Origin of the sequence: Azospirillum sp. RU38E, from assembly GCF_900188385.1 — a bacterium.
Taxonomy (GTDB): domain Bacteria; phylum Pseudomonadota; class Alphaproteobacteria; order Azospirillales; family Azospirillaceae; genus Niveispirillum.
On record NZ_FZOI01000003.1, the window covers coordinates 249,449 to 268,649 of the forward strand.

At 62.7% G+C, this 19,201-nt stretch carries 15 protein-coding genes; 3 read left to right on the forward strand and 12 right to left on the reverse strand.

Annotation, left to right across the window (positions count from 1 at the left end; all coding sequences use genetic code 11):
* From rplC to CHB97_RS08640, 8 genes are all read right to left on the reverse strand, one after another.
* Positions 1–708: a 50S ribosomal protein L3 gene (gene rplC, locus CHB97_RS08605; protein WP_089287559.1), complete on the reverse strand. Its 708-nt coding sequence runs from the start codon at positions 706–708 to the stop codon at positions 1–3.
* Positions 709–781: 73 nt separating this feature from the next.
* Entirely contained in the window at positions 782–1,090 is a 309-nt protein-coding gene (gene rpsJ, locus CHB97_RS08610; protein ID WP_029013602.1) for a 30S ribosomal protein S10, read from the reverse strand.
* A gap of 201 nt (positions 1,091–1,291) precedes the next feature.
* Entirely contained in the window at positions 1,292–2,479 is a 1,188-nt protein-coding gene (gene tuf / locus CHB97_RS08615; RefSeq protein ID WP_089287560.1) for an elongation factor Tu, read from the reverse strand.
* 40 nt (positions 2,480–2,519) lie between these two features.
* Positions 2,520–4,592: an elongation factor G gene (fusA, locus tag CHB97_RS08620; protein WP_089287561.1), complete on the reverse strand. Its 2,073-nt coding sequence runs from the start codon at positions 4,590–4,592 to the stop codon at positions 2,520–2,522.
* A 30-nt stretch (positions 4,593–4,622) separates the two neighbouring features.
* Positions 4,623–5,093, reverse strand: a complete 471-nt coding sequence (gene rpsG, locus CHB97_RS08625; RefSeq protein WP_089287562.1) for a 30S ribosomal protein S7 — start codon at positions 5,091–5,093, stop codon at positions 4,623–4,625.
* 12 nt (positions 5,094–5,105) lie between these two features.
* Complete coding sequence (gene rpsL, locus CHB97_RS08630; RefSeq protein WP_029013599.1) at positions 5,106–5,477, reverse strand: 30S ribosomal protein S12; 372 nt, start codon at positions 5,475–5,477, stop codon at positions 5,106–5,108.
* A gap of 424 nt (positions 5,478–5,901) precedes the next feature.
* A complete protein-coding gene (locus tag CHB97_RS08635) occupies positions 5,902–6,495 on the reverse strand; it encodes a Uma2 family endonuclease (protein WP_089287563.1) in 594 nt (197 codons plus the stop codon).
* Positions 6,496–6,498: 3 nt separating this feature from the next.
* Positions 6,499–7,083 carry a Uma2 family endonuclease gene (locus tag CHB97_RS08640; protein ID WP_089287564.1) on the reverse strand — a complete coding sequence of 195 codons (585 nt, stop codon included), beginning with the start codon at positions 7,081–7,083 and terminating at the stop codon, positions 6,499–6,501.
* Positions 7,084–7,257: 174 nt separating this feature from the next.
* Between CHB97_RS08640 and rimO the strand changes: the two genes are divergently transcribed.
* The 3 genes from rimO to CHB97_RS08655 all read left to right on the forward strand — a co-directional run bounded on the left by rimO (position 7,258) and on the right by CHB97_RS08655 (position 9,783).
* Positions 7,258–8,595 carry a 30S ribosomal protein S12 methylthiotransferase RimO gene (gene rimO, locus CHB97_RS08645; protein WP_089287565.1) on the forward strand — a complete coding sequence of 446 codons (1,338 nt, stop codon included), beginning with the start codon at positions 7,258–7,260 and terminating at the stop codon, positions 8,593–8,595.
* 87 nt (positions 8,596–8,682) lie between these two features.
* A complete protein-coding gene (locus CHB97_RS08650; protein WP_089287566.1) occupies positions 8,683–9,090 on the forward strand; it encodes a DUF2306 domain-containing protein in 408 nt (135 codons plus the stop codon).
* Between the two features lie 66 nt (positions 9,091–9,156).
* The gene (locus tag CHB97_RS08655; protein WP_160105698.1) at positions 9,157–9,783 is read left to right on the forward strand and encodes a TIGR02466 family protein; all 627 of its coding nucleotides are present in this window, start codon (positions 9,157–9,159) and stop codon (positions 9,781–9,783) included.
* Here the strand turns inward: CHB97_RS08655 and CHB97_RS08660 are convergent, their stop codons facing one another.
* The 4 genes from CHB97_RS08660 to rpoB all read right to left on the reverse strand — a co-directional run bounded on the left by CHB97_RS08660 (position 9,784) and on the right by rpoB (position 19,164).
* Positions 9,784–10,065 carry a hypothetical protein gene (locus CHB97_RS08660; protein WP_089287568.1) on the reverse strand — a complete coding sequence of 94 codons (282 nt, stop codon included), beginning with the start codon at positions 10,063–10,065 and terminating at the stop codon, positions 9,784–9,786. It lies immediately after the preceding gene.
* Positions 10,066–10,076: 11 nt separating this feature from the next.
* Complete coding sequence (locus CHB97_RS08665; RefSeq protein WP_089287569.1) at positions 10,077–10,436, reverse strand: hypothetical protein; 360 nt, start codon at positions 10,434–10,436, stop codon at positions 10,077–10,079.
* A 135-nt stretch (positions 10,437–10,571) separates the two neighbouring features.
* A complete protein-coding gene (rpoC, locus tag CHB97_RS08670; RefSeq protein WP_143270792.1) occupies positions 10,572–14,861 on the reverse strand; it encodes a DNA-directed RNA polymerase subunit beta' in 4,290 nt (1,429 codons plus the stop codon).
* 109 nt (positions 14,862–14,970) lie between these two features.
* Positions 14,971–19,164, reverse strand: coding sequence for a DNA-directed RNA polymerase subunit beta (gene rpoB, locus CHB97_RS08675; protein ID WP_089287570.1), 4,194 nt, complete (start codon positions 19,162–19,164; stop codon positions 14,971–14,973).
* Positions 19,165–19,201: the final 37 nt, after the last annotated feature.

The following is a 19,201-nucleotide window of genomic DNA, read 5'->3' on the forward strand; positions in this document are numbered from 1 at the left end:
TCAGCCCTCCTGCGCCGCAGGAGCTTCGGCCGCCGGGGCACGGAAAGCGCCGGGGAACGGCACGCCCTCGGGCAGCTTCTTCTTGACGGCATCCTTGACCAGGACGAAAGCGCCCTCATGGCCCGGGACAGCGCCCTTGACCAGGATCAGACCGCGTTCGGCATCAACCGACACGACCTTCAGATTCTGCACGGTCACGGTCTCGGAACCGAGGTGACCGGGCATCTTCTTGTTCTTGAAGGTCTTACCGGGATCCTGGCGACCACCGGTGGAACCGATGGAGCGGTGCGACACGGACACACCGTGGGTCGCGCGCAGACCACCGAAATTCCAGCGCTTCATACCGCCGGCAAAACCCTTACCGAGGGTCGTGCCCTGCACGTCGACGAACTGGCCGGCAACGAAATGATCCGCGGTCAGCTCAGCACCAACCTCGATCAGGTTGGCGGGCTCAACGCGGAATTCCACGAGCTTCTTCTTCGGCTCGACCTTGGCCCGGGCGAACACCTCACGCTGGGCCTTGGCGACGTTCTTCACCTTGGCCTTGACGGCACCGAGCTGGAGGGCGGTGTAGCCATCCTTCTCTTCCGTCTTGTGGGCGACGACCTGGACCTGGTCCAGCTTCAGCACAGTCACCGGCACGCTTTCGCCTTCATCGGTGAAGACGCGGGTCATGCCGACCTTCTGCGCGATCAATCCGGATCGCATCTGTTTTCTCCTCACTCGGGACATCCTCAGGATCGGGAGAGGTCCCGTACGCACAAAACCAGGTACTTAACTCTTACAGCTTGATCTCGACGTCGACGCCGGCGGCCAGATCAAGCTTCATCAGCGCATCCACGGTCTGCGGCGTCGGATCGACGATGTCGAGCAGGCGCTTGTGGGTGCGGATTTCGAACTGCTCCCGCGACTTCTTGTCGATGTGCGGGCTGCGGTTGACCGTGAACTTTTCCAGCTGCGTGGGCAGCGGAATCGGACCGCGGACGCGCGCACCGGTCCGCTTTGCGGTGTTGACGATCTCGCTGGTGCTCTGGTCGAGCACGCGATGATCAAACGCCTTCAGGCGGATCCGGATATTCTGATTGTCCATGTCCTAGACCCCAAAAAGAGCAGGGTTTATACCCAAAGAAGGAGCCGGCCCCAAGCACTTTCGGGCCGGCTCCTTCACATTGCTGTAATGCGTCGTCATGCGACCAATCTTTCGCCCCAGCCATCACAGCCAAGAACGGAAGATCGGTCGCCAACGCCGCCGTACTAAGCCCCGATGGGACGGGCCCATCGGGACGCAGTATTACTTGACGATCTTCGACACCACGCCGGCGCCGACGGTACGGCCGCCTTCACGGATGGCGAAGCGCAGGCCTTCGTCCATGGCGATCGGGGCGATCAGCTTCACGGCGAAGCGGATGTTGTCGCCCGGCATCACCATTTCCGTGCCTTCCGGCAGGGTCACCGAACCGGTCACGTCCGTGGTGCGGAAGTAGAACTGCGGACGGTAGTTGGCGAAGAACGGGGTGTGACGGCCGCCTTCTTCCTTGGTCAGGATGTAGGTCTCGGCTTCGAAGTCCGTGTGCGGCTTGATCGAGCCCGGCTTGGCCAGAACCTGACCGCGCTCAACGTCTTCACGCTTCGTGCCGCGCAGCAGCGCACCGATGTTATCGCCAGCCTGGCCCTGGTCCAGCAGCTTGCGGAACATTTCAACGCCGGTCACCGTCGTCTTCACCGTGTCCTTCAGACCGACGATTTCGACTTCTTCACCGACCTTGACGATACCCTTCTCGACGCGACCGGTCACCACGGTGCCACGGCCGGAGATCGAGAACACGTCTTCGATCGGCATCAGGAACGGCAGGTCAACCGGACGATCCGGCTGCGGGATGTAACGGTCAACCTCGGCCATCAGCTTCAGAACGGCTTCGCGGCCGATTTCCGGCTGCGTGTCGTTCAGGGCGCAAACGGCAGAGCCGGGAACGATCGGAATATCGTCGCCGGGGAAGCCGTAGGAGGACAGCAGCTCGCGCAGCTCCAGCTCGACCAGTTCCACCAGATCCGGGTCGGCCAGATCCATCTTGTTCAGGAACACCACCAGCGCCGGCACGCCGACCTGACGGGCCAGCAGGATGTGCTCGCGGGTCTGCGGCATCGGGCCGTCAGCGGCAGAGCAGACCAGGATCGCGCCGTCCATCTGGGCGGCACCGGTGATCATGTTCTTCACATAGTCGGCGTGGCCCGGGCAGTCCACGTGCGCATAGTGACGGTTGTCCGTCTCATACTCAACGTGCGCGGTCGAGATCGTGATACCACGAGCCTTCTCTTCCGGAGCCTTGTCGATCTGGTCATAGGCGGTGAAGGTCGCGCCGCCCTTCTCGGCCAGAACCTTGGTGATCGCCGCGGTCAGCGACGTCTTGCCGTGGTCAACGTGGCCGATCGTGCCGATGTTGCAGTGCGGCTTCGTCCGCTCAAACTTTGCCTTCGCCATTTTCTCGTCCTCTATTCAATCGGTTTACGGCCGGTTGGCTTCAAGCCACCTTGGCGCGGATTCCATCGGCAATCGCCTGGGGCGCCTGCTCGTAACGGTCAAACTGCATCGTATACTGGGCACGCCCCTGGCTGACGGACCGCAGCGTGTTCACATAACCAAACATCGTCGCCAGCGGCACTGCCGCCCCGATCACATGGGCATTGCCCCGCTGATCGATTCCGGCAATCTGGCCCCGGCGGCTGTTCAGGTCACCGATAATGTCGCCCAGATATTCCTCCGGGGTCGTTACCTCGACCTTCATCACCGGTTCCAGCAACACCGGCCGCGCCCTGGCGAAGGCTTCGCGCATCGCCATCCGCGCCGCCGCCTCGAATGCCGGCAGCGAGCTGTCAACATCGTGGCAACCGGCTTCCACCAGTTCCACCCGCACATCCATGACCGGATAACCGGCCACCGCACCACCCGACAAGGCAGCCTCGAGACCCGCCCGGATACCGGGCAGGAATTCCTTTGGCAGCTGTTCAGCCGGTACCTTGTTCACCAGCGCAAAGCCGCTCCCTTTCGGGGTCGGTTCCACCACCAGCTTCAACCGGGCGAACTGTCCCGTCACACCCAGCTGGCGCTTATGGGTGACGTCCGCCTCGGCCCGCTGGGTCAGCGCTTCCCGGTAAGCCACCTTGGGCTTGCCGACAGAAGCATCCACCTTGAAGTCGCGACGCAGCCGGTCAACGATGATCTCCAGATGGAGTTCACCCATGCCGCGCAGCGCCACCTGACCACTTTCCGCATCACGACCGACGCGGAACGATGGATCCTCCGCCGCCAGCCGACCCAGTGCCACCGCCATCCGGTCATGGTCCGCGTCGGTGCGCGGCTCCACCACCACTTCGATCACCGGCTCGGGAAATTCCATCCGTTCCAGCAGGATCGGATGGGCAGGATCGCAGAGCGTATCGCCCGTGCTGGTCGCTTCCAGCGACGCAAAGGCGACAATGTCGCCAGCATGGGCCTCTTCGATCTCTTCCCGGCTGTTCGCATGCATCAGCAACATGCGGCCGATGCTCTCTTCCGACTGTTTGCCGGGGTTCGCCATGACGGCCCCCTGGCGCAAGCTGCCGGAATAGATGCGGGCAAAGGTCAAGGTACCGGCAACCAGATCGTCCATCACCTTGAAGGCCAGCGCCGCGAACGGCGCCTCATCGGTGGCAGCACGGCTGACAAGGGCCCCATCCAGCCCCACGCCCTGAACAGCGGCGACATCCACCGGCGAGGGCAGATAATCCACCACGGCATCCAGCATCGGCTGAACACCCTTGTTCTTGAACGCGGAACCACACAGCACCGGCACCAGCCGCTGGGCAACCGTGCCCTTGCGGATCAGCGCCCGCAGCCCAGCCTCGTCGGGTTCCTGCCCCGAGAGATAGGCGTCGGTCGCCGCTTCATCCATCTCCACCGCCTGCTCGACAAGGCGGGCGCGATGCGCCTTTGCCTCTTCCAGCAGATCGGCCGGAACATCCACGGTCCGGAACCGGGCCCCCAGCATGTCATCATCCCAAACCACCGCCTTGAAGGCGACGAGGTCGATGACACCGGCGAAGCCCTGCTCCACCCCCAACGGCAGTTGCAGCACAATCGCGTTGGCGCCCAGGCGCTCCCGGATCATGCCGACCGTGCCGTGGAAATCGGCGCCCGCCCTGTCCATCTTGTTGATGAAGCAGATACGCGGCACGCGGTACTTGTCCGCCTGCCGCCACACGGTCTCCGACTGCGGCTCCACGCCGGCCACGGCATCGAAAAGGGCCACCACGCCATCAAGAACACGGAAGCTGCGCTCGACCTCAATCATGAAGTCGACATGGCCCGGCGTGTCGATGATATTGACGCGGTGATCCTTCCAGAAACAGGTCGTGGCCGCCGAGGTGATGGTGATTCCCCGCTCCCGCTCCTGCTCCATCCAGTCCATCGTGGCGGTGCCGTTATCGACCTCGCCAATGCGATAGGACCGCCCCGTATAAAAGAGAACACGCTCGGTCGTCGTGGTCTTGCCGGCATCAACATGCGCGGCAATGCCAATATTCCGATAGCGTTCGATGGGGTGGGAACGGGGCATTCGGGGATATCCGCCTTCAGGCTCTCGTCATTACCAGCGGTAGTGCGAGAAGGCCTTGTTGGCCTCTGCCATACGGTGGGTGTCTTCGCGCTTCTTCACGGCGGTGCCGCGCTGCTGGGCAGCGTCGAGCAGTTCACCGGACAGGCGCTCGGTCATGGTGTTTTCCGAACGGTTGCGGGCAGCACCGATGATCCAGCGGATCGCCAGAGCCTGCGCACGGTCGGTACGGACTTCCACCGGAACCTGATAAGTCGCACCACCAACGCGGCGGGAACGCACTTCCAGGTACGGACGGACGTTGTTCAGGGCGTCATGGAACAGCTGCAGGGGATCCTGCTTTGCCTTCTGCTCGATGCGATCGAGGGCGCCATAGACGATGGACTCGGCCACCGACTTCTTGCCGTCATACATCAGGCAGTTCATGAACTTGGTCAGCACGATGTCGCCAAACTTGGCGTCAGGCAGAACTTCGCGCTTATCGGCTTTACGACGACGGGACATAACTCGATCTCCTTACTTGGGCCGCTTCGCGCCGTACTTGGAACGACGCTGCTTACGGTCCTTAACGCCCTGAGTATCGAGCGTGCCGCGGATGATGTGGTAACGCACACCGGGAAGATCCTTCACACGACCACCACGGATCATGACGACCGAGTGTTCCTGGAGGTTGTGACCTTCACCGGGGATATAGCTGATGACCTCGTAGCCGTTCGTGAGGCGCACGCGGGCAACCTTACGGAGTGCCGAGTTCGGCTTCTTCGGGGTGGTGGTGTAAACACGGGTGCAGACGCCACGCTTCTGCGGGCACTCCTGCAGGGCCGGCACCTTGTCCCGGGCCACCAACGGAGCCCGCGGCTTGCGGATCAACTGACTGATCGTCGGCATGAAAGCCCTTCGCCTTTGCTGTCGTCCCCGTCACCGGGGAATCGAATTCCAATCCAGGCCACGCGCAATTCCCTGATTCGGCACTCGTGACGACGGACGAAAAATACCCGCTTGCGAAACCAACGGCTCCGCGCGGGGTCGTTTCCATACGCCGTCCGAACAAGGACTCGGTTGCGGCTATCGACTGTTCCGGTTAGCGCCGGCCAGCCCCTCAGCACAGGGATCAAGCCAGGTCTGGGGGACATGCCTGGGCACCCGATAGGTACACCTTGCCTTCCCCCCCGAAATAGGTTGCGGGACTATATGGATGAGTCACGGGACCGTCAAGCACGACCCTTGGATTTCCGCCACGTTCAGCGCGCAACGGCCCCCTCCGGAGTCCGCAGGGCTGGGCGGAAGACCGCCAGACCGCGATGAACGTCGCTCAGGCGTCCACCGTGGCATCCAGCGGGGCGTCATCGGGCAGAATATCGGCATAAAGTTCGGCCAGCGGCATCTCCAGCCCCAGACTCGGCAGAGCCAGCACCCCGTCCAGACCGCGGGCGGTTTCGATCACCCAGCGGTCACTATCCTGGCGATGAATGCGAATCTCCGGCCGGTCCTGCTCCACCTCCAAAACCTCCATGATGCCGACCGAGGCGTAATCGTCGCGCTTGCGCGCCATCTCGGACGCGGAGTTGGAAGGGGACAGGACCTCAATCGCCAGCACGGGCGTATCGGCATCCCGCGCATTGGGCCCACAGCGCACCAGCAGATCGGGTGCGCGCACCGTCCAGCGCCGGTCGATCCGCAGCACCGTGCCCGCTTCCGGGGCACAGGGTCGTTTGGCGGCACGCAGGCGGGTGCCGATAGAAATACTGAAATTGGCCACCAGCCGGCCATGCGGCCGGGCCGGGGCAGACTGGGCGACGACGACGCCCTCCACCAGCTCATAGCGGAGATCATCACCGGAATCCCAGACCAGGAATTCCTCAACGCTCATCCGCGGCGCTGGATCGACTTTAATGGAGACCGCCATGGTTCAGCCCTCCGCCGCCGCCTCTTCCGCTGGGAACACACCCTCATAAATATCAGCGAGCGCCAGCACGGCATCGACACTATCCAGGCGGACAGCGCTTTCCAGGCCGATAATGCTCAACAACCGCCAGCCGGCACCGCCTTCATGGCTATAGAGATGGACGGCGGCCCGTTCCTGGCTGACCTCCAGCACCTCCCGGATGCCGCAGAGGGCGTAATCCTCGCGCTTGGCCGCCATTTCATCGGCGGAGTTGGCAGGGGAAAGCACCTCAACGGCCAGCAGGGGCGTTCCCTCCCCCGCCACACGGGAGCCGCAGCGAACCAGAACGTCCGGCACACGAACATTGCTGCGGCCCGTAATCCTCAGGGCGCTGCCGGTTTCAACCAAGCAAGGGCGACGGGATGCCCGCAGCGATGATCTTAGCGTGGCGCCGATATTGATTGCGGCAACACCATGCGCTGACGACGGCGCTGACTGCGCCACCGGCACACCATCCACCAGTTCATAACGGAGATCGTCGCCGGCATTCCAGGCCAGGAATTCCGCCACGCTCATCCGTCCGCCATCATGCCGCGCTGTCAGAACCATGGGAGCCTCCCCGCAGGGTCGGTTACGTCAGCCATTCTATATCATGCGAGGGCCGCTGTCCCGCGCGGCCCATGCGCCATTTGCTGCCACCGCCGGCCCGTCATGCGGCGCATGGGCTGGCGGTGCAGCCTGTCTGGCCTTATATAGGCGCCTTCCCGCGAAGGACCTACCCCCATGACCAAGCCTGCCATCACCCTTCCCACGGCCCCCAAGGTGGGCATCGTCTCGCTCGGCTGCCCCAAGGCGCTGGTGGACAGTGAACGCATCCTGACCAAGCTGCGCTCGGAAGGGTATGAGATTTCCGGCTCCTATGACGGGGCGGATGTGGTGCTGGTCAATACCTGCGGCTTTCTGGACTCTGCCAAGGCGGAAAGCCTGGAAGCCATCGGGGAAGCCATCAAGGAAAATGGCAAGGTCATCGTCACCGGCTGCCTGGGCAAGGAAGAGAGCCTGATCCGGCAGAGCCATCCCAATGTGCTGGCCGTCACCGGCCCCCACCAGTATGAGCAGGTGGTGAATGCGGTACACGATGTCGTGCCGCCCCGCCACGATCCTTACCTGGATGTGGTGCCGCCGCAGGGCCTGCGCCTGACGCCGCGCCATTATGCCTATCTGAAGATTTCCGAGGGCTGCAACAACCGCTGCACCTTCTGCATCATCCCGTCCATCCGGGGTGATCTGGTCTCCCGCCCGGCCAATATGGTGCTGGCGGAGGCTGAAGCGCTGGTGAAGGCCGGCGTGAAGGAAATCCTGGTGGTCAGCCAGGATACCTCCGCCTATGGCATGGATACCCGCTATGCCGAGAGCAAGTGGAAGGGCCGCCAGGTCCGCGCCAAGTTCATCGATCTGGCGCGCGAGCTGGGCGATCTCGGCGCTTGGATCCGCCTGCACTATGTCTATCCCTATCCGCATGTGGATGAGGTGATCGGGCTGATGGCGGACGGCAAGGTGCTGCCCTATCTGGACATCCCCTTCCAGCACGCCGCCCCCAATGTGCTGAAGGCCATGAAACGCCCGGCCAATACCGACAAGGTGCTGGACCGGATCAAGATGTGGCGCCAGGGCTGCCCCGACCTGACCCTGCGTTCCACCTTCATCGTCGGCTTCCCTGGTGAGACGGAGCAGGATTTCCAGTATCTGCTGGACTGGCTGACCGAGGCGCAGATCGACCGTCTGGGCTGCTTCAAGTACGAACCGGTTGAAGGCGCGCCCGCCAATGAGATCCCCGGTGCGGTGCCGCCGGAGGTGCAGGAGGAACGCTGGAACCGCCTGATGGCCCACCAGCAGGAAATCAGCGCCGCGCGCTTCGCCGCCAAGGTGGGCCGCGACATGGATGTGCTGATTGATGAGGTGGACGAGGATGGAGCCATCGGCCGTTCCTGGTCTGACGCGCCGGAGATCGACGGCAATGTCTTCCTGAATGGCGAGACCGATCTGAAGCCGGGTGACATGGTGCGCGTCAAGATTGATGAATCTGACGAGTATGACCTGTGGGGCAGCCGGGTCGGCTGAGCCTTTCCTATCGAGCTGTTTCCTGTTACCCCCTTGAAATAACAGGCTGGCGCAAAGCCGGCCCGAACGACGCTCACAGGGGGTAACATGGGGAACGGGGGTTGGGCGGCGTTCAGCGCCGCCACACCAATCATTCAGGCACATGCGGTCCTGGCCGCCCTGGCAATCATGCTGGGGGCCGTTCAGTTCGCTATGCCCAAGGGCACGCCCCTGCATCGCGGCCTCGGTTATCTTTGGGTAACCGGCATGGCCCTGGTGGCCCTGTCCTCCTTCGCCATTCACGAACTGCGTGTGATCGGGCCCTTCAGCCCCATCCACCTGCTTTCAATCTTTGTGCTCTATGCCCTGATCAAGGCAATCATAGCAGCGCGCCAGGGGCGCATCGCCCAGCATAAGCGCGGCATGATCCTGCTTTATATTCTGGGCCTGCTGATCACCGGCGGCTTCACCCTGTTACCCGGGCGGTTGATGTACCGGGTACTGTTCGGCGGCTGAGCCCGTTTGCCAGCGCGGGCAAGCGTGGATTATAATGGCGGCACCTTTCGTCGGAGCCCGCTGCCCGTGCAGATCAAACCGCTTTTTGCCACCCCCCTTGTTACTGCCAATCTGGGCCGGGATTCCCGATTATTGACAAGCTTGCGAGAGATCATCCTGGCGCGGGAGGACAGCGATCCGGGCGGCATCCAGCACAGCAATGATGGTGGCTGGCAATCCCACGATGATTTCATCGCCTGGACGGGCGCCGCCGGCGGGGCTTTGGTTGACGGCGTGACCGAGATGATCAACCGTCTGACCACCATTGTGGAAGGCGGCAAGCTGGAAAAGCGCCCGCTACCCTGGCGGGTCAATGCCTGGGCCAATATCAACCGGCGCGGCAATGGCAACATGCCGCATTATCATCCCGGCGCCGTCTGGTCGGCGGTGGTCTATGTCGATGATGGCGGCATCAATGGTGGCCAGTCTTTGGGCGGCTGTCTGGAACTGAGCGACCCGCGCGGCGCCCTTCCCATCATGTACGCCCCCACGGTAAAGGTGGATGCACCGGGCTTCCTGTCCGCCGGTCTGGCCGAGCGGGTATGGCCGGAGACGGGGCTGATCGTGATCTTTCCGTCCTGGCTGCTGCACAGCGTCGCCCCCTATCATGGCGACGGCATCCGCATTTCGGTGGCGATGAATTTTGCTCTGTAATCAGCTGTCGTAAGGCCAGTCTTTTGCATCCAGCAGCTTCTGGCCGCCAAGGCGCAGACTGTCATGCAACTGGCGGATATCCTCCACCTGGCCGTCAGTCAGCGCGTCCAGCTTCACGCCGCGCAGCCGGTGCAGCAGATCGGACAGCTTCTTGGCCGTGCGCACCAGGGGCGGAAATGAGGCTCCCAGCCCCAACACCTCGTCCCGGTAATCCGGGCGCAGTACATTGGGATAGAGCCGGTCCATCCGGTCCAGCGCGTTGGCAAGTTGGGTGCGGTTCATCGGGTCGGCCGTCAGTTGCGTTCTTCCGGCACCCAGCGGGCAGGCGCCTCCCCCTCCGCCGCCTTGGCAGCCTCCACCTGGGCCCGCAGGCTGCCAGCAGGGGCGGCGGCGGAGGGGCGGGGCGCAGCCGACGGAACCGTATTGCGCTGAACCGGACGCCGGGCCAACAGCCCGCGCAACCAGAAAATATGCGCAACGGCCACCAGCGCCCCCACTGGCAGGGGTGCGAAAATCAGCAGGTTGGGATGATCGGCCGCAATGGCCGCAACGCCCGGCAGGGCACGCAGGCCGCTGCCAACCACGCTGGCGGCACCGGCCCCTGCCAGTGCCGCGAACAGCAACCCCAACCGACCTGACCAGACCGACGCCATCGCCGACGCTCCCTCTTCCCGTGACCGGGCTTATGTAGTCGGCAACGCAATCCCTGCCAAGCCGGAACACCCCGTTGCCAAAAGAAAAGGGCCGCCTTTGCGGGGCGGCCCTTTCCAGAACGATAGAAGCGATCCTTACTCAGCGGCTTCCGGCGGCAGGGCCGGGGCATCGCCGCCATCTTCCAGCGCCTGGAGCGCACGGTCGCGCTCCGCGGCGATGGCCTTCAGGCGGTTCACCACCGAACCGGTACCGGCCGGGATCAGGCGACCGACGATCACATTTTCCTTCAGCCCTTCCAGGTTGTCGCTCTTGCCCTGGACCGCCGCTTCCGTCAGGACGCGGGTGGTTTCCTGGAACGACGCGGCGGAGATGAAGGAACGGGTCTGCAGGCTGGCCTTGGTGATACCCTGGAGAACCGGCTTGCCGGTGGCAAAGCGCAGATCCAGTTCACCCTCGTCCATCCGCTTCTGCACGGCGCGGTTTTCCGCCTCGTACTCGAAGCGGTCAACCTGATCACCGATCAGCAGCGTGGTATCGCCGGGATCCGTGACTTCAATCTTCTGAAGCATCTGGCGGACGATCACTTCGATATGCTTATCGTTGATCTTCACGCCCTGCAGACGATAGACGTCCTGGATCTCATTGATCAGGTAGTTGGCCAGCGCTTCCACGCCCATGACCGACAGGATGTCATGCGGCACCGGGCTGCCATCCATCAGGCTGTCGCCCTTCTGGACATAATCGCCCTCCTGAACGGCAATATGCTTGCCCTTCGGGATCAGGTACTCGCGCTCTTCCCCCGTCTCGTCGCTCTTCACGACGATGCGGCGCTTGGTCTTGTAGTCCTTGCCGAATTCCACCCGGCCGTCGATCTCCGCGATGATGGCGAAGTCCTTCGGACGACGGGCTTCAAACAGCTCGGCCACGCGCGGCAGACCACCGGTGATGTCACGCGTCTTGGAGCTTTCACGCGGGATACGGGCGAGCACGTCACCGGCCCGGACCTTCGCGCCATTCTCCACCGACAGGATGGCATCGACGCTCATGAAGTAACGGGCTTCGGTGCCGTTCGGCAGCGTGATCACGTTGCCGGTCTCATCGCGCAGCGTGACGCGCGGACGCAGATCGGCACCACGCGGCTGCTGACGCCAGTCAACCACGACCTTGCTGGAAATACCCGTCGCTTCGTCCATCACCTCGCGGACAGAGACGCCTTCCACCAGATCGACATAGGTGACCGTACCTTCGCGTTCGGTCAGGATCGGCAGGGTGTACGGATCCCATTCTGCCAGACGGTCACCGCGTTGGACGGAAGAACCGTCCACCGCCAGCGCCTTGTGCAGCTTGGCACCATAGGGCACGCGGTGCTTGGCGCGTTCGCGGCCCTGCTCGTCCAGCAAAGCCAGCTCGCAGTTACGGCCCATCACCACCGGCACACCCTCGCTGTTCAAGACGAGGTTGCGGTTGCGCACGATCACCTTGGCGTCGAGCGTCGCTTCGATGAAGCTCTGCTCGGCACCGCGCTGCGCCGCACCGCCGATGTGGAAGGTACGCATCGTCAGCTGCGTGCCCGGCTCACCGATGGACTGGGCGGCGATGACGCCGACAGCCTCACCCATGTTCACCCGGGTGCCACGGGCCAGATCGCGGCCATAGCAATGGGCACACACGCCGTCTTCGGTTTCGCAGGTCAGCACGGAACGGATATGCACCGTGTCGATACCGGCGCGGTCGATCAGCTCGATCTCCCGCTCGGTGATCAGCTCGCTGGCCGGGACGATTACGTCGCCGGTCAGCGGGTGAACCACGTCGAAGGTGGCGGTACGGCCGAGGATACGCTCGGACAGCGGCACAATGACGTCGCCGCCATCGATCACCGCCTTCACGGTCAGGCCATTCTTGGTACCGCAATCCGTCTCGGTGATGATGGCGTCCTGCGCCACGTCCACCAGACGACGGGTCAGGTAACCGGAGTTCGCCGTCTTCAAGGCGGTGTCGGCCAGACCCTTACGGGCACCGTGGGTGGAGTTGAAGTACTCCAGAACCGACAGACCTTCCTTGAAGTTGGAGATGATCGGCGTCTCAATGATTTCGCCCGAAGGCTTGGCCATCAGACCGCGCATACCCGCCAGCTGCTTGATCTGGGCCGGCGAACCACGCGCACCGGAATGGGCCATCATGTAGACCGAGTTCACGCCGAAGCCCGGACGCGGCTGCTCGATCACCTTCATCATGGCGCCGGCGACCTTTTCGGTCGTTTCCGACCAGACGTCGACCACCTTGTTGTACTTTTCGCCCTGGGTGATCAGACCGTCCAGATACTGCTGCTCGAACTCCTTCACCCGGTCCTGGGCTTCCTTGATCAGCGTCCCCTTTTCGGCCGGGATGACCATGTCATCCTTACCGAAGGAGATGCCGGCCTTGAACGCGTTGGTGAAGCCCAGACGCATCAACCGATCGGCGAAAATCACCGTCTCCTTCTGACCGCAATGGCGGTAGACGACGTCGATGATATTGCCGATTTCCTTCTTGGTCAGAAGGCGGTTGATCAGCTCGAACTTGATGGCCGGATGGCGCGGCAGGATCTCCGACAGCAGCATACGGCCGGGCGTGGCCGTAACGCGAACGGTGATCGGCTTACCCTCGGCATCCACCGTGTGATAGCGCGACTGCACCTTGGAATGCAGGGTGACGACCTTGGCCGCCAGCGCGTGCTCGATCTCGCCAATCGAACCGAAGGCCATGCCCTCGCCCTTGGCGCCCGGCAGTTCCATCGTGATGTAGTACAGACCCAGGATGATATCCTGCGACGGCACAATGATGGGACGGCCCGACGCGGGCGACAGGATGTTGTTGGTGGACATCATCAGGACGCGCGCTTCCAGCTGAGCCTCAAGGCTCAGCGGCACGTGCACGGCCATCTGGTCACCGTCGAAGTCGGCGTTGAACGCCGTGCAGACCAGCGGATGCAGCTGGATCGCCTTGCCTTCGATCAGGGTCGGTTCGAACGCCTGGATGCCCAGACGGTGCAGGGTCGGCGCGCGGTTCAGCATCACCGGATGCTCGCGGATAACCTCTTCCAGGATGTCCCACACCTCGGGACGTTCCTTTTCCACCATCCGCTTGGCGGCCTTGATGGTGCTGGCCAGACCGTACAGTTCCAACTTGGCGTAGATGAAGGGCTTGAACAGCTCAAGCGCCATCTTCTTCGGCAAGCCGCACTGGTGCAGCTTCAGCTCCGGACCCACGACGATAACCGAACGACCGGAATAGTCGACGCGCTTACCCAGCAGGTTCTGACGGAAGCGGCCCTGCTTGCCCTTCAGCATGTCGCTGATGGACTTCAGCGGACGCTTGTTGGCACCGGTGATGACGCGGCCACGGCGACCATTGTCGAACAGCGCGTCAACCGCTTCCTGCAGCATACGCTTTTCGTTACGGACGATGATGTCCGGCGCCTTCAGCTCAATCAGCCGCTTCAGACGGTTGTTGCGGTTGATGACGCGGCGATAGAGATCATTCAGATCCGAGGTGGCGAAACGGCCACCATCCAGCGGCACCAGCGGGCGCAGCTCTGGCGGGATGACCGGGACAACGTCCAGGATCATCCATTCCGGACGCGTGGCGTTCGGATAGGTCTTGTAGAGCGTGGTGCCGTCGGGGCGCTCGATCCGCTCCTTGTAGCCCTCGAAGGCTTCATAGGCGGGACCATTCTCCACCTCGACCGGCTCGCCCAGGAAGCTTTCCAGCATCTTCAGACGCTTGACCAGCTTCTTGCGCTTGGCTTCCGAGGCGGTTTCGCGCAGATCGTCGCGGCAATTGGCCTTCTCGGTGATCAGGTCCAGGGAGGACAGCATGTCCTTCAGGGCCTCGGCACCGATCTTGGCCGTGAAGGCGTCTTCGCCGAACTTGTCCTGCTTGTCGACCAGATCATCTTCGGACAGCAACTGACCCTGCTTCAGGTCGGTCAGGCCCGGCTCGATAACGACATAGTTTTCGAAATAGAGGACGCGCTCCAGATCCTTCAGCGTGCTGTCCAGCAGCAGGCCGATGCGCGACGGCAGCGACTTCAGGAACCAGATATGGGCAACGGGCGAGGCCAGTTCGATATGGCCCATGCGCTCGCGGCGGACCTTGGACAAGGTCACTTCCACGCCGCACTTTTCGCAGATGATGCCGCGATATTTCATGCGCTTGTACTTACCGCACAAGCACTCGTAATCCTTGATCGGACCGAAAATGCGGGCGCAGAACAGGCCGTCGCGCTCCGGCTTGAAGGTCCGGTAGTTGATCGTCTCGGGCTTCTTGATTTCGCCGAACGACCAGGAGCGGATGCGCTCCGGGCTGGCGATCGAGATGCGGATCTGGTCGAAGCTCTGCGGCCCTTGCGGCTGGCCGAAGATGTTCATCAACTCATTATTCATATGCCGTCTCCCCAGGGGGTGGGCCGGATCGGGCCCTGGCCTCGAAAATCATCGGGAACCGGGAAATGGCGGGCCCCTGCCCGCCATTTCCGCTCAAACCGGACCGGTCCTACAAGTCGCGCTGGCTCAGCTCGACATTCAGACCCAGCGACCGCAGTTCCTTGACCAGAACGTTGAAGCTCTCGGGAATGCCGGCTTCGAAGTTATCGTCGCCACGGACGATGGCTTCGTAAACCTTGGTACGGCCGGACACGTCGTCCGACTTCACCGTCAGCATTTCCTGCAGCGTATAGGCGGCACCATAAGCTTCCAGCGCCCACACTTCCATTTCACCGAAGCGCTGACCACCGAACTGGGCCTTACCACCCAGCGGCTGCTGGGTAACCAGGCTGTAGGGGCCAATGGAGCGGGCGTGGATCTTGTCGTCGACCAGGTGATGCAGCTTCAGCATGTAGATGTAGCCGACCGTGACACGGCGGTCGAACGGCTCACCCGTACGACCATCGATCAGCTGCATCTGGCCCGAACGGTCGATACCGGCCTCTTCCAGCATCCGGCAAATATCCTCTTCGCGCGCTCCGTCAAAGACGGGGGTGGCGAAGGGGATGCCGCGACGCAGGTTGTTGCCCAGTTCCAACAGCTCGCCATCGGTCATGTCGGAGATGTCGTCACCATAGACATCTTCACCATAGATGTGACGCAGGCGCTGACGCAGCTCGTCCAGGGTCTTGGACCTGACAGCAGCGTCGGTGGCCTGGGCCCGCATCTTGTCCAGCATGGCGCCGATCTGACGGCCGATACCGGCAGCGGCCCAGCCCAAATGGGTTTCCAGGATCTGCCCGACATTCATGCGTGACGGCACACCCAGCGGGTTCAGCACGATGTCGACATTCCGGCCATCTTCCAGGTACGGCATGTCTTCGATCGGGGTGATGCGCGAGATAACGCCCTTGTTGCCGTGGCGACCGGCCATCTTGTCGCCGGGCTGCAGCTTGCGCTTCACCGCCACGAAGACCTTGACCATCTTCATCACGCCGGGCGGCAGCTCGTCGCCGCGCTGCAGCTTCTCGACCTTGTTCTCGAACTTCTCCTGCAGGCGCTGAACGCTCTCGTCAAACACCTTGCCGGTCTGCTCGATGATTTCCATCACATGGTCATCAGCGATGGAGATGTGGCGCCACTGACCACGGGTCAGGCCCGCCAGCAGCTCATCACCGATCACTTCACCGGCCTTGATGCCCTTCGGGCCGGAAACCGTGGTCTGGCCGACCAGCAGTTCCTTCAGGCGGGTATAGAAGCTGCGCTCCAGGATGCCCTTTTCGTCGTCGCGGTCCTTGGCCAGCTTCTCGATCTCGGCCCGTTCGATGGCCAAGGAACGCTCGTCCTTGTCCACGCCACGGCGGCTGAACACGCGCACTTCCACCACCGTACCGACCACACCCGGCGGCAGGCGCAGCGACGTGTCGCGCACGTCAGAGGCCTTTTCACCGAAGATGGCGCGCAGCAGCTTTTCTTCCGGCGTCATCGGGCTTTCGCCCTTCGGCGTCACCTTGCCGACCAGAATGTCACCCGGACGAACTTCGGCACCGATATAGACGATGCCAGCCTCGTCGAGGTTCTTCAGCGCTTCTTCACCCACGTTCGGGATATCGCGGGTGATTTCTTCCTGGCCCAACTTGGTATCGCGGGCGGCAACCTCAAACTCTTCGATATGGATCGAGGTGAAGACGTCATCGCGCACGATCCGCTCGGAAATCAGGATCGAGTCTTCGAAGTTGTAACCATTCCAGGGCATGAACGCGACGAGCACGTTGCGGCCGAGCGCCAGCTCGCCCAGGTCCGTCGAGGGACCGTCGGCGATGATGTCACCCTTCTGCACCCGGTCGCCCACCTTCACCAGCGGCTTCTGGTTGATACAGGTGTTCTGGTTGGAGCGCTGGAACTTCAGCATATTATAGATATCGACACCGGGGGCCGCCGGGTCCGTATCCTCGGTCGCGCGGACCACGATACGGGTGGCATCCACCTGGTCGACGATGCCGGCGCGGCGGGCCACGATGGTCACGCCCGAGTCACGGGCAACCGTGGCTTCCATGCCGGTACCGACCAGCGGGCTGTCCGCCTTGATCAGCGGCACGGCCTGACGCTGCATGTTGGAGCCCATCAGCGCGCGGTTGGCGTCGTCGTTCTCCAGGAACGGGATCAGCGCCGCAGCGACGGACACAACCTGCTTCGGCGACACGTCGATCAGGTCGATCATATCCGGGCGGGCCAGCAGATACTCACCACCCTTACGGCAGGACACCAGCAGTTCGGCGAACTTGCCATCGGCCTGCAAGGGCGCGTTGGCCTGGGCCACCATGTAGCGGCCTTCTTCCATGGCCGACAGGTACACCACTTCCGACGTCACCTTCTGGTCCACCACCTTGCGGTAGGGGCTTTCGATGAAGCCGTACTGGTTGACGCGGGCATAGGTCGCCAGGCTGTTGATCAGACCGATATTCGGGCCTTCCGGCGTCTCAATCGGGCAGATACGGCCATAGTGGGTCGGATGCACGTCGCGGACTTCGAAGCCAGCGCGCTCACGCGTCAGACCGCCCGGCCCCAGGGCCGAGAGACGACGCTTATGCGTGATCTCGGACAGCGGGTTGGTCTGATCCATGAACTGCGACAGCTGCGAGGAGCCGAAGAATTCACGCACAGCAGCGGCCGCCGGCTTGGCATTGATCAGGTCATGCGGCATGACCGTGTCGATTTCCACCGACGACATGCGCTCGCGAATCGCGCGCTCCATGCGCAGCAGGCCGACGCGGTACTGGTTTTCCATCAGCTCGCCGACGGAGCGGACGCGACGGTTGCCCAGATGGTCGATATCGTCGATTTCGCCGCGGCCATCCTTCAGTTCCACCAGAATGCGGAGGATCTTGAGGATGTCTTCCTTGCGCAGCACGCGCATCTGATCGTCCGTCTCAAAATTGAGGCGGGCGTTCATCTTCACGCGGCCCACGGCCGACAGATCATAGCGTTCCTGGTCGAAGAACAGGCCCTGGAACAGTGCTTCCGCACTTTCCAGCGTCGGCGGCTCACCCGGACGCATGACGCGGTAAATGTCGATCAGCGCATCTTCACGGCTGGCATTGCGATCTGCCGCCATGGTGTTGCGCATATAGGCGCCGATATTCAGGTGGTCGATGGCCAGAACCGGCAGTTCTTCCACGCCCATCTTTTCCAGACGGTCCAGGGCAGCGCTGCTGATCTCGTCACCGGCTTCGTAGAGCACTTCACCGGTCTTCTCATCGATGATATCGACGGCCAGATAGCGGCCGATGATCTCTTCGATGGAGGCCTTGACGTCGGTCAGGCCACCTTCAACCAGGCGCTTCAGCACGCGCGGGGTCATCTTGGTTTCGGCCTGGGCCAGCACTTCGCCGGTGCGGGCATCCACCAGATCGGCGGCCAGCTTCTGGCCCTTCAGGCGCTCGGCGTCGAACTTGGTCGTCCAACCGTCGCGGGCGCGCTGGTAGGTCACCGTTCCATAGAAATTGCCAAGGATTTCCTCCTTGGTCATGCCCTGCGCCTCGTAAGGCAGCAGATCCTTGCCCAGGCCGCGACGCTGCGCGCGCAGCTCTTCCGTGTCGGCCCCATCCAGCGCGTAAAGCAGCGTGGTGGCCGGCAGCTTGCGGCGGCGGTCGATGCGGACATAGACGATGTCCTTGGCGTCGAACTCAAAGTCCAGCCAGGAACCGCGATATGGGATCACGCGCGCGGCGAAGAGATATTTGCCGGAGCTGTGGGTCTTGCCCTTGTCATGGTCAAAGAAGACACCGGGGCTGCGGTGCATCTGCGACACGATGACGCGCTCGGTGCCATTGATGATGAAGGTGCCGTTGGCCGTCATCAGGGGCATGTCGCCCATGTAGACGTCCTGCTCCTTGATGTCGCGGATGGAGCGCAGGCCCGTATCTTCGTCAATGTCAAACACGGTCAGACGCAGGGTCACCTTCAGCGGGGCGGCGAAGGTCATGCCGCGCTGCTGGCATTCCTCGACGTCATACTTCGGCTGTTCCAACTCGTACCGCACGAAGTCCAGAACGGCGCGGTCAGAGAAGTCCTTGATCGGGAATACCGACTTGAAGACCTCCTGGAGGCCGAGAACCGCCCGCTTCTCCGGCGCCACATCCATTTGCAGGAAATGGTCGTAGGAGCTGCGCTGAACCTCAATCAGGTTCGGCATACGGGTCACTTCGGGAATACGTCCGAAGCTCTTGCGGATACGCTTACGTCCCGTGAACGACTTGGCCATGGTGCCTCTCGTGAACTCGCCCGGTGCTGTCGCGCGC